Source organism: Acidobacteriota bacterium (genome assembly GCA_009861545.1).
Classification (GTDB): domain Bacteria; phylum Acidobacteriota; class Vicinamibacteria; order Vicinamibacterales; family UBA8438; genus WTFV01.
In genome coordinates this window covers 16,118-27,232 of sequence record VXME01000160.1, presented here as the reverse complement: position 1 = coordinate 27,232, position 11,115 = coordinate 16,118, and the positions used below count along the sequence as shown (strand labels likewise).

General features: G+C 69.3%; 10 protein-coding genes. 3 read left to right on the top strand and 7 right to left on the bottom strand.

The window, feature by feature from the left end; translation table 11 throughout:
* The first annotated feature begins 21 nt into the window (after window positions 1–21).
* Both F4X11_24790 and F4X11_24785 read left to right on the top strand, forming a co-directional pair.
* Entirely contained in the window at window positions 22–687 is a 666-nt protein-coding gene (locus F4X11_24790) for a hypothetical protein (protein ID MYN68195.1), read from the top strand.
* Window positions 688–758: 71 nt separating this feature from the next.
* Window positions 759–2,708, top strand: a complete 1,950-nt coding sequence (locus F4X11_24785) for a M28 family peptidase (GenBank protein MYN68194.1) — start codon at window positions 759–761, stop codon at window positions 2,706–2,708.
* 2 nt (window positions 2,709–2,710) lie between these two features.
* Here the strand turns inward: F4X11_24785 and F4X11_24780 are convergent, their stop codons facing one another.
* The 5 genes from F4X11_24780 to F4X11_24760 form a co-directional block, all read right to left on the bottom strand.
* Window positions 2,711–3,115, bottom strand: a complete 405-nt coding sequence (locus F4X11_24780; protein MYN68193.1) for a type II toxin-antitoxin system VapC family toxin — start codon at window positions 3,113–3,115, stop codon at window positions 2,711–2,713.
* Window positions 3,112–3,357: a type II toxin-antitoxin system prevent-host-death family antitoxin gene (locus F4X11_24775; protein MYN68192.1), complete on the bottom strand. Its 246-nt coding sequence runs from the start codon at window positions 3,355–3,357 to the stop codon at window positions 3,112–3,114. Before F4X11_24775 ends, F4X11_24780 begins: the two co-directional genes overlap by 4 nt.
* 193 nt (window positions 3,358–3,550) lie before the next feature.
* Complete coding sequence (locus tag F4X11_24770) at window positions 3,551–4,129, bottom strand: thioredoxin family protein (protein ID MYN68191.1); 579 nt, start codon at window positions 4,127–4,129, stop codon at window positions 3,551–3,553.
* 4 nt (window positions 4,130–4,133) lie between these two features.
* Entirely contained in the window at window positions 4,134–5,579 is a 1,446-nt protein-coding gene (locus F4X11_24765) for a PQQ-binding-like beta-propeller repeat protein (protein MYN68190.1), read from the bottom strand.
* Window positions 5,576–7,804: a PQQ-binding-like beta-propeller repeat protein gene (locus tag F4X11_24760; protein MYN68189.1), complete on the bottom strand. Its 2,229-nt coding sequence runs from the start codon at window positions 7,802–7,804 to the stop codon at window positions 5,576–5,578. The genes F4X11_24765 and F4X11_24760 overlap by 4 nt, the downstream gene beginning before the upstream one ends.
* 266 nt (window positions 7,805–8,070) lie before the next feature.
* Here F4X11_24760 and F4X11_24755 point away from each other — a divergent pair, with 266 nt between their 5' ends.
* Window positions 8,071–8,433: a hypothetical protein gene (locus tag F4X11_24755; GenBank protein MYN68188.1), complete on the top strand. Its 363-nt coding sequence runs from the start codon at window positions 8,071–8,073 to the stop codon at window positions 8,431–8,433.
* A 14-nt stretch (window positions 8,434–8,447) separates the two neighbouring features.
* On the opposite strand, the gene F4X11_24750 is transcribed toward F4X11_24755, so the two are convergent.
* A complete protein-coding gene (locus tag F4X11_24750; GenBank protein ID MYN68187.1) occupies window positions 8,448–9,536 on the bottom strand; it encodes a HupE/UreJ family protein in 1,089 nt (362 codons plus the stop codon).
* A gap of 124 nt (window positions 9,537–9,660) precedes the next feature.
* Window positions 9,661–11,079, bottom strand: a complete 1,419-nt coding sequence (locus tag F4X11_24745) for a DUF839 domain-containing protein (protein ID MYN68186.1) — start codon at window positions 11,077–11,079, stop codon at window positions 9,661–9,663.
* Between the last annotated feature and the right edge of the window lie 36 nt (window positions 11,080–11,115).

Sequence of the window (11,115 nt, the reverse complement as noted above, 5' to 3'; positions counted from 1 at the left end):
GCATCGGGTAGAGTGGGCAGCATGCATCCGCTCGTCCGGCCCTTGGCGCGTCCGGCTGCCGCAGCGATCCTGTTGGCGATCGCGGTCGCGCCGGCCGTGTCGAGGCCCGCCCAGCCGCCGGCGCACCGCGCCGGGAGTCCGGTAGGCGAGCCCGGGATGCCGGCCGTGCCTCCTGGCGCGTTGCGGATCGTCAAGGTTGCCTGGCACAAGGGACGAGCCGCGATCTGTGCGGAGGAGCCGGGCGCGGCGGTGGAGCGGGCGGGGCGTTCGATCCGGCGCACGCGCGTCTGGGTGCGGGACGGGACGAGCGATGGACAACTAGGGCTGGGTCCCGGTGCCTGCGATCCGGCCTGGTCGCCGGACGGACGTCGTTTGGCGGTGGTGACCCCGGATGGTCTCTGGGTGCTGTCGGCCGACCTGCGCCGGACGACCCATCTCGTCGACGTGCGCCACACGGACGAGCCGCGCGGCGCCTTCGAGCACCGCACGCTCGGCGGGCCGGGGTGGGCGCCGGACGCTTCGGCGCTGGCGTTCGTGGCCACCAACGGCCGGACCGGTTGGGTGGAGGTGGTCGACGCGCGCACCGGGGCGCTCCGCTACGCATCGGATCCGGACATCTACGAGTTCGAGTGGGGAGCCGATTCCCGCTCGTTGCGCTTGGGAACCCGCGTGGTTCGGCTCCCGTGAGCCGTCGCGCGCTTGGAACCGATACCGAGGAATCACCGATGTCATCGAATATCAGTCGATTCGTTCTTTCGATGTTGCTTCTGTCGTTCGGCGTGGCTGGGAGCGCCGCGGCGCAGGAGACGGGAGCGCTCGACACGCGGGCGATCGTCGAGTACCTGGCCGACGACAAGCTCGAGGGGCGTCTGACCGGTTCTCCCGGCATCCGCATGGCGGCCGACTACATCATCGAGCAGCTCGAGGCCGTTGGCGCCGAGCCGCTGCCGGGGATCGGCGACTTCCGGCAAGCATTCTCCTACACGGCGGGGGTGTCGGACACCGGCACCGCGCTCCGCATCGAAGCCATCGACGAGGCGCGCATTCGCCGGTCGGATGGTGAAGAGGCAAACGTGCTCACCGCCTCGTCAGGCGCGACGCCGGTGGCGAACCTCCAGCCGTTGCCGCGGGATCCGCCGCCGGATCCCCAGGCACCCGGGTCGACCGGCGCCGACGCGGCTGTGCCGGCCGTGCCCCCGGCCCAGGATGATCCCGACGCAGCGTCCATCCGGGCGCTGTCGTTCTCGGATACGGGCAGGGCGCAGGGACAGCTCGTCTTCGCCGGCTACGGCCTCTCGGTGCCGGAAACCGATGATTTCAGCTACGACAGCTATGCCACGCTGGACGTCACCGACAAGATCGTCGTCGTGTTCCGTTACTTTCCGGAGGACACCCAAGGGGAGTTGCGGTCGATGCTGGCGCGCTACTCGGGCCTGCGCTTCAAGGCGCTGGCCGCGCGCGAGCGGGGCGCGGCGGGTCTCATCGTCGTCACCGGGCCGCGGTCGCCCAACGCCGGCGCCCTGGTGCCGCTGAGGTTCGACACGGCGGTCAGCGACTCCGGCATCGTGGCCGCCACGGTGAACGGCGAGCTGGGCGCCGCGATCATCGAGAGCGCTGGAGAGTCCATCGAGGCGGTACAGGCCTCTTTCGACACCGGCAATCCCCACGCCGCCGGCTTCGATCTGCCGCTGGAGGGCTCGCTCGAGGTGAGCCTCGCGAAGCGGGAGTCGACGGGCCACAACGTCATCGGGTACCTGCCGCCGGCCGGGACCGCCCCGCTCGACAAGCCCTACGTGATGCTCGGCGCCCACTACGACCACCTCGGTCGCGGACGCGGCGGCGACTCGCTGGCGCGCGGCAGCGAGGCGGGAGAGATCCACAACGGCGCGGACGACAACGCTTCCGGGGTGGCCGCCGTGCTGGCCTCCGGCGCCAGCCTGGCGGGCGCGGAACGCGGGCGGGGAATCATCCTCGCGTTCTGGTCCGGAGAGGAGCTGGGCCTGCTCGGGTCCACCGACTTCGTCGATCAGGCGCCGGTGCCGATGGATCAGATTGCCGCGTACCTGAACTTCGATATGGTCGGCCGGCTGCGCGACAACACGCTCAACCTGCAGGCGGTCGGGAGCAGCTCCATCTGGACCGGGCTGGCCGAGGAGCTGAACCAGCCGATCGGCCTGAACCTGACGTTCGTCGCCGATCCCTACCTGCCGACCGACGTCCGCAGCCTCAATGCGTCCCGCGTGCCGAGCCTGAACTTCTTCACCGGCAGCCACGAGGACTACCATCGGCCGACCGACGATGCGCATACCATCAACTACGAGGGCCTCGACAGCATCATCGAGCTGGGGACCGCTGTCACCGCGAACCTGGTGACCCGGCCGGACGCGCCGGACTTCATCCGGGTGCAGGAGGTGCAGCAACGGACCGGCGGTGCGGCGACGATGCGCATCTTCACCGGCACGATTCCCGACTACACGCAGGAGGTGGAGGGATTGTCGCTGTCGGGCGTGGTCGGCGGCGGCCCGGCCGAGCAGGCCGGCCTGCAGGGCGGCGACGTCATCGTGGGCCTCGCCGGGCAGTCGGTGACGAACATCTACGACTACATGTACGCGCTCGACCTGCTGAAGGTGGGCGAGCCGGCCGAGGTGATCTTCATCCGCGACGGCGAGCGGATGAGCGTGGAGATGATACCCAGCGTGCGCGAGTAGGGTCAGTTGAACAGCGCGACGTGGCGGGCGGCGGCAGCCTGACCCAAGCGCCGGTCGAGCGACGCTATCGGCAGCCCGCGCCGCAGGGCAACTTCGATGTAGGCGGCGTCGTAGACCGACAGGGCATGCTGGCGCGCCAGCGACAGGATCGTCACGTCGTCATGCTCCTGGTCGACCGAGATGGACATCTCTTCAACGTCGGTCAGGATTGCGACAGTATCCGCCGCATCGAGTCGACCCCGCCGTTCGTTGACGATCAGTGCGTTTCGCAGCTCGTACCACCAGATGCCTGGTACGACCGCGCCGCCATCCACAACGCGCCGCATGGCCTTGTCTGCCATCGGATCCGATTCGTCGGTGAGGCACCAGCACAGGACGATGGAATTGTCGATGACGATGGGCGTCAATACCGGTGTCCCTCGTGGAGCGAATCGATCAACTCCGCCAGCGGAGCGGACTTCAGACGTTGGCGACGTTCGACGATACGCCGCGCCGCCCGGCGGGCGCGGTCGCGGTCATCTTCTTCGACCGGTACCAACCGCGCTACAGGACGGCCGTGACGGGTGATCGTGAAGCTCTCACCCCGCGCGATCCGGTTCAGCAGGCGGGGCAGATGCGTCTTTGCTTCGTAGGCGCCGATGCTGTCCATCGCGGATAAGCCTGAATTTAGACTAGTCGTACAAACCAGTCTATCATCGATCTGCCTTGGCCAGGTTGCCAGCGAAGTGGCGATGGATGCTGACTGCCCGCCGCGTTGAGTCGGCACGCTGCAGTCGGGGAAACCAAGGCCGACCGCGGCACGCGAGTCGGCGCCGCGCGGAGGGACGCCGTGGCCCGTCGGCTTACCCGAAGTAGTCGGGCTCGTTGCCCGGTTTCCACTTGATGTTGCAGCCGATGCTCGGCTTCTGCTCGCCGGCGGGCGCCTGGCCGGCAACCACAGTGTCGACCGCCGCGCGCAGGTCGCGTCCGGTCACCGGAGCGTCGCTCTCGGGCCGGCTGTCGTCGAACTGCCCCCGGTAGACGAGCTTCAGGTCGGCGTCGAACACATACAAGTCCGGCGTGCACGCCGCACGATAGGCCTTGGCGACCTCCTGACTGGCGTCTATCAGGTAGGGGAAGGCATAGCCGAACTTCGCGATGTCCCGGGCCATCGCCTCGCGGCTGTCCTCCGGATGGGTCTCGGCGTCGTTCGAATTGATGCCGATGACGGCGACCTCGCGCGTCGCGTATTCGTGCGCGAACTCCGCCAGCGCCGTCTTCATGTGCTTCACGTACGGGCAGTGGTTGCACATGAAGACGACCACGGTGGCCGGCGCGCCGGCGAACTCCGCCAGCGCCACCGGGTTGCCGTAGGCGTCGGGCAGCGTGAAGTCGGGCGCCCGCGTCCCGAGCTCGAGCATCGTCGATGGCGTCAGGACCATGGGCTCAGAACGGCTCCGACTGCGCGCCCTCCTGGAACGCCCAGATGCGGTTCCGCGTCAGGATGTAGAGCACCCCGTCCTTCGTGACGGGCGTGCAGTAGACGGCGGCGCCGAGGTTGTACTCTCCGATCATCTCCATCTCCCGGCCGGCCCGCAGGACCACCACGTCGCCATCCTCGTCGCCGAGGAAGACCTTGCCGTCGACCACGAAGGGCGAGCCCCAGACGGCTGCGAAGGTGTCGTAGGTCCAGAAGTGCTCGCCGGTCTGCGGGTCGAGCGCATGCAGGAAGCCGGACAGGCTGGAGATGTAGAGCACGCCGTCGGCGATGGCCGCGGTCGACATGGTCCGGTAGAAGTCCTCGCCGCCGCGGTGCCAGACCACGTGCGTGTCGGTCACGTCACCGGTGCCGGTCGCGTCTATCGCATAGAAGTGGCCGGGCGCCTCGCCGTGCTCCGGGTCCTGGCCGACTCCGATGTAGACCTTGTCGTCGTAGACCACCGGCGTCGCGAGGATGTTGTTGCGCGTGCCGCGGCCGCCGAGGATCCACTCGGAGTCCTCCGGGTTGCAGTCGAACTCCCAGATGAGCTCGCCGGTCTCGGCGTCGAGGGCGTAGACCACGCCGTTGCCGCCCGCGAAGATGACCTGCCCGCGGCCGTCGATCTCCGCGTAGGCCGGGTTCGTCCAGGCGCCGTGCAGCACGTCCTCGCCCACCGGGGTGCTCTCCCACAGCAGCTCCCCCGTGTTCTTGTCGAGGGCGATGAAGTCGGGCGAGAAGGGCGACGGGACGTTGACGTGCCCTTCGTCGACGCCGTTGCTCGTCACCGTGTACAACACGTCGCCGATGACGAGCGGCGAGCCGGTGGCGAGGTTGTGCGGGAAGACGTCCAGCTCGCTGATCATGTCGTACGACCAGATGACGTCGCCGGCCAGGGGCCCGGTCTCGATCTCGTCCATGAACGGCCCGTCGTTGCCGTCGGCCAGCCCCTTGGCGTCCAGGCAGACGATGTGCGCCTCGTTCGAGATGTAGTAGATGCGGTCGCCCTCCATGAACGCGGTCGAGCAGACGCCCTGCAGCGGCCAGTCGTTCACGCGCCCGGACGACAGCTTGGGATGGACCATCTGCCAGATGAAGTCACCGCTCGCCGCGTCGAACGCCATCACGACGCCCTTGTCGCCCTCGATCGCCGGATCGCGGCGCCCCTCGTTGTTGGTGCCGACGTAGACGCGGCCGTTGGCGACGACCGGGCCGCCGTAGGCCTGCGAGCCGACCGGCTGCGACCAGAGGACGTTCCTGCCGGTGTCGACGTCCCATTCGCTGACGATGCCGGTGTCGTCCGACACCATGTTCCGGGACGGCGTGTTGCCGAACATCGCGACATCCTGGGCCGCCGCGGTGGCGGTGCCGGCGAGCAGGAGGGCGGTGGCGAGAAAAAGAGCCTGTCGAGTCATGGGTTCTCCATCACGCGGACGTTGTCGTAGTAGATGTCGATCGGCGAGTAGCCGATGAGACCGGGGCTTCCCTCGCGCACCGGCTCCGGATCCTCGACCGTCACCGTCCAGTCGTCCGGCTCGGCCTCGTCGCGCGGCCAGACCTTTCCGCGAATCAGCGCCCGCTCGTCGTCGGTGTCGACGCGCAGCTTGATCGTGTACCAGACGTTCGGCTCCCACGCGAACGGGAAGCGCTGGGCCATGCGCAGTTCGGCCGCCCACGACCGGACTTCGATCCGCTGGTGGTTGCCCTGCATGTCCATGGTGTAGCCGCTGTTGATGAGCCCGATGTCCGGCCGCCGGCGGCCCCGCTCGGTGGACATCACGTCGGCCTGTACCGTGTAGTCCGACAGGTAGGACGGGCCGACGTAGACGGCGTGGCGGTGGATGCCGGTGCGTGACGCGCCCTTCCGGAAGACCTGATCGCCGTCGAGCTCGACCGCGGCCAGGCTCCCGCCCCCGCCGATCCAATGCGGCGGGCGGCCGTTCTCGAAGTTCTCGGTCCAGGGCAGCGGCGAGAAGACGCGCACACGCGCCGCGGCGGAGACGTCGCCGATTCTCGCCACCACCTGCCCGGCCTGGTTGGTCGACTGCGGACTCGACTGGAACTCGCCGTTGACGCGCAGCCGCGATCCGGTCAGGCCGTCGAGGGTCCAGACCGCATTGGGGGCGGACACCGGCTGCCCGTTCTCGTCGAACGCCCGCAGGCGGAAGTTGATGGTCTCGCCGGCGGCCGCGATCACCTCGGCCGGCACCACCTGGAGGCTCGCCACCGCGCCGGTCGCCGCGGTCTCGGCGCCGAGGTCGGGACTGGCGGCCGGCGTGGCGGAGAACGGTGCGTCCGGATCGCCGATGCAGTAGATGCCCGACTCCGCCGTCACGTAGAGCCGCCCGTAGGCCGGAGCGAACGAACCGTAGATCTCCGCGTAGCGGCCGTCCGCCACCGCGAGCTCGTCGTGGTCGAGAGCGGTCGGACCGTCCGGACCCGGCCGCAGGATGTGCACGTTGCCGTTGGTCTCGGTCACGTAGAGCTTGCCGTCGGCCCAGACCGGCGACGCCTTGCCGACGTTGCCGACGCTGTACTCCCACTGGATCTCGCCGCTCGCGGCGTTCAGGGCGACGAGGTTCGCGGAGTTGTCGATGACGTACAGCGTGCCGTCGTGAATCAGGGGCGACGAGAATCCGACGGCGAGGTCGTTTACGCGCCACAGCTCGCCGGTCGACGTGATGTCGCCGCTGCCGGTCGCGTCGATAGCCACCACGCGGCCCATCGTGCCCCGGTCGATGTTCTCCTCGCTGTGGGAGACATAGACGGTGGTGCCGTCGATGACGGGCGACACGTTGATGCCGCGCTGGCTCAGGTGGAACTCCCAGACCTTGACGCCGGTGCGCGCCTGAATCGCGTAGATGTGCCCGTCGGCGTTGCCGTCGATGATCAGCCGCCGGCCGTCGACGACGGCGACGATGGGGACCGATTGGGTGTTCATATCGGCCGGTTGGCCGCCCGGCGTCGACACCCAGCGCACCCGGCCGGTCCGCTTGTCGAACGCCACGTAGCGGTGCCGCGGCGGTCCGCCGAGGCTGCCCCAGGCCGAGCCGATCACGCTCAGGATCAGCCGATCCTCGTCGATGATCGGCGTCGACGTGCGTCCCCCGTAGCCGGAGGCGCGCCCGAGATCCTCGCTGAGACGCCAGCTCCAGACGATTTCGCCTTCGCGATCGAAGCAGTTCAGGTGGCCGTCGACGTTCAGCGCGTAGAGGTGGCCGGTTTCGGGATCGCCGGTCACGCTGCCCCAGCCGACCCGGTTGAAGGGGACGGTGGTGTTGAGGACGCTGAAGGTGTGCTCCCACAGCTTCGAGCCGTTCTCGGCGTTCCAGCAGGTGACGATTTCCTTCTTCTCGACGCCGTCGCCGGTGCGGCCGTTGGCGCACACCCGGCCGTCGAAGACGGCCGGGGTCGACCGGGCGATGTACTCCTGGAACCAGATCAGGTTCTCGCCGTCCACCGACCAGCTCGACACGAGTCCGGTCTGGTCCGAGACGCCGGTCTGCAGCCGGCCGCGCCAGCTCGGCCAGTCCTGGGCCGTCGCGGCGCCGGCCAGGAACACGAGGCACGGAACGAGGACGGCCACGCGCAGGGCGGCGCGGTGAGCGGTCTTGGTCATCCGGCAATCCTTCATTGACATGGAGTGTTCGATCTGCGGCGAGAGATTTTATCACGCCGCCCCGCAACGGTCGGACTGCGTTCCGCCGCTCCTCTTGACCGACCGATCCGGCCGGGTATAGGCTCGTAAATATGAGACTGAGACGCATTCTCATAATGCCATGACCGCGCTCCCGCGATCGCGGCGCAGCTCCGTCCGTGCCGCAATGCCGTAGTATCGTGCAGTTCCCGTGCGCAATCGGGCAGCACATCAGCGAGGAGGTTGCACGTCTTGAGGGCTACGTCATCTTGGATCGACCGCTTGCCGGGGCCGTCGACACCCGGTCTTCGGAGCGCGGACCGTTGAGCGTCTTCCACCGGATGAAGGAGCGGTGGGGCGTCGGCTTCTGGGGCCTGGTCGCCATCCTGCTGGCCTTCTCCCTTGCCGGCATGACCACGCTGCAGTTGAAGGGCCTGGTGATGGGGTTCATCATGCCCGCGACGGCGCCCGGATGGCTGCAATGGGCGGTGTATCTGGTCGTAATGCTGCCCGTCTATCAGGTGCTGCTCCTCGCCTACGGCACGCTCCTCGGGCAGTTCGACTTCTTCTGGAGCAAGCTGAAGGCGGTCGGCCGGCTGATCGTCGGCAGGCCCGCCCGCGTGTCCGGCTGACCCGCCGATCAGGGTCACCGGAGCACGCGTTCGACGGCCCAGAGCAGTCCCACCAGGGCGATGCCGGCCGAGGCCGGCACCACCAGCCGGGTCCGGTACCACGGTTCGGAGCGGAACCAGCCGCACGCCAGCGCGGCGCCGGCGATTACGGCGAGTTGACCCAACTCGATCCCGGCGTTGAAGCTGACGAGCGCCAGCAGGCGTTCCTGCTCCGGCATCCCGAGCTCTCCGAGCACGCCGGCGAAGCCGAGCCCGTGCAGCAGGCCGAACCCGAAGACGGCGGGCGGCCGCCAGCGGGTCATGCGGTCGGTCAGGACGTTCTCCACCGCCACGTAGACGATCGACAGCGCGATCAACGGCTCGACCAGCCGCGGCGACAACGCCACGACGTCGAGCGCCGCCAGGGTCAGCGTCACCGCGTGGGCCAGGGTGAACGCCGTGACCTGCCAGACGAGCGGCCGGAGCCGCGCGCTCAGCAGGAACAGCCCCAGCACGAACAGGATGTGATCGAGCCCTTCCGGGACGATGTGGATGAACCCGAGGCGCAGGTAGCTTTCCGCCACCGCCGCGCGACCGGGCGGGGTGACCGGCACCGTCAGATCCAGGGGATCGCTGCGGGCCCCGGCCTCGAGCACGGCGCGGGCCTCGATGCCCCGCGCCGGGTCGCGGATCGTCAGGTGGACCTCGCCGAACGCCCGGGAAGCGAAGAACCCGACGGTGACGGCGCCCGCCGGAATCGCGCCGCGGAGCCGGGCGGTCAGGCCCAGCACGGTGGGGATTTCGGCCTCGGTGGCACGCGGGGTGCCGTGGTCGGGGAACGAGACGTCGAACGGGACCGGGTCGCCGTCGAAGCGGACCCGCACGCGCCGTTCGAACAGCCGTCGCAGCCGCCCGAGACGCGACTCGAAGGCGTCCGGCGGGAGACTCTCCAGCGCCGCCGCCAACTCCGCGTCGTCCGTGTCGATGGGGGCGCCGAGGGCGAGGGCGTCGAGGTCGTAGATGACGTCCGCTTCGAAGCCGCCGTCGGCGCCCAGCGTGAGCGTCACCTCCGTGAACGAGATTGGATGGGCGAGGGCCGTTGCTGCGCCGGGCAGCCAGAACAGGCCGGCAAGCGCCGTGGCCCGGACGAGCGCGTTTCGTGGATAACTCACCACCGGGCGAGGATAGCGCGCGGACACCCCGTACCGGCGGGTCGCGACAGGCAGCCGGGAGCGGCTCCGAGCGTGCTCACAGGGGACCGTCGGCCCACGGGCCGGTCACCGCGAACGTGATGCCCGGCGTCTGCGCGTTGAAGAAGAGCCAGCGGCCGTCCGGGCTGTACGTGGCGCCGGCGAACTCGCGGGTGCGGAAGTCGCCGGAGATGCCGTTCTTCTCGCCGTCGAGGAAGACGTTGTTGCGGGCGAAGGAGAAGATCGAGCCGTCGACGGTGAGTCCCCGGACGAAGTTGTCCACGCCGCCGTCCTCGCACAGCACGAGGCCCCCGCGCGGGCTCACGCAGAGGTTGTCGGGCATGTCCAGCACGTCCTTCCCGGGCGACTCGAAGATCAGCCGCACGCGTTCGCCGCGCGGGTCGTACTCCCAGACCTGCCCCGCCGCGGCCTCGCCGCCAGTGGTCGACACGATGTAGATCCGGCCGTCGCCGTACCAGGTTCCTTCGAGCCGCGCGAAGGCCGCCCCGCCTCCGGCGACGCCCTGACCGAACACGCTGCCCTGGTCGACCTCGGCCGGGTCCGGATCGTCGATTGGGGCCCAGGACACCGGCCGCCACAGTTCTGCCGACTGGCCGGTGCGAAGATCGGCTCGCGGCGTGTCCGCGATGCAGAGCATCTCGAGGCGCCCGCCGGCGGAGAGCACGCCGGCCTCTTCGGGCAGGAACCGATAGAACCCCGAGGCTCCCTGGTCCTCGGTCTCGTACACGATGCCGGTTGCCGGATCGATGCTTACCGCCTCGTGGACGAACCGGCCCATCGCCCGGTACGGCTCCGCCGACGCGGATCCGTCGGCCGGGACTTCGAACACGTACCCGTGCGGCTTCTCGTAGTCCGGGGTCGCGAGCCGCTGGCGCAACGACTCCAGAAACGAGGGCTCGGCGCCCGGCCCGAGGACGGTCTCCTCGCAGGTGAGCCACGAGCCCCACGGCGTCGGGCCGCCCGCGCAGTTGACGGCCGTTCCGGCCAGGCTCGTCCATGCCTCGTGGACCGACCCGGCCGCCGTATCGAACTCGATGGTGGTGGTGCCGCCCCCGCCGATCGCGTCGTAGAGCGGGTCGTCCGCGAACGCCCCGCCCGAACGGATCTCGTGGTTGCGGATGAGGCGGATGCGGCTGCCCGTTGCCGCGAAGGCCGCCATGCCGTCGTGTGCCGGCGGCGTCGCCCGTCCGTCGGCCAGCGGGTCGCCGGTCCAGCCGAATGTCAGGTAGCGGAAGCCCGCCGGGAGGTGCAGCAACGGAAGGCCCGTCGTCTCGTCCCGGACCGGCTGGAGCGGGCCGTAGCCGACCTCGGCCGGAGTCCCGCCCCCGACGGACGACTGTCCACGAGTGGCCGCCGCGGCGCGGCCGGCGAGCGCGTGAAAAGGTGCGGCGCCGAGAGCGACGCCGGTCAGGGACAGGAAAGTCCGGCGATTCACGCCGTGAGGCTGTGTAGACATGACACCAGTTTAGCGACAAGTCGTGACGAACGCGTG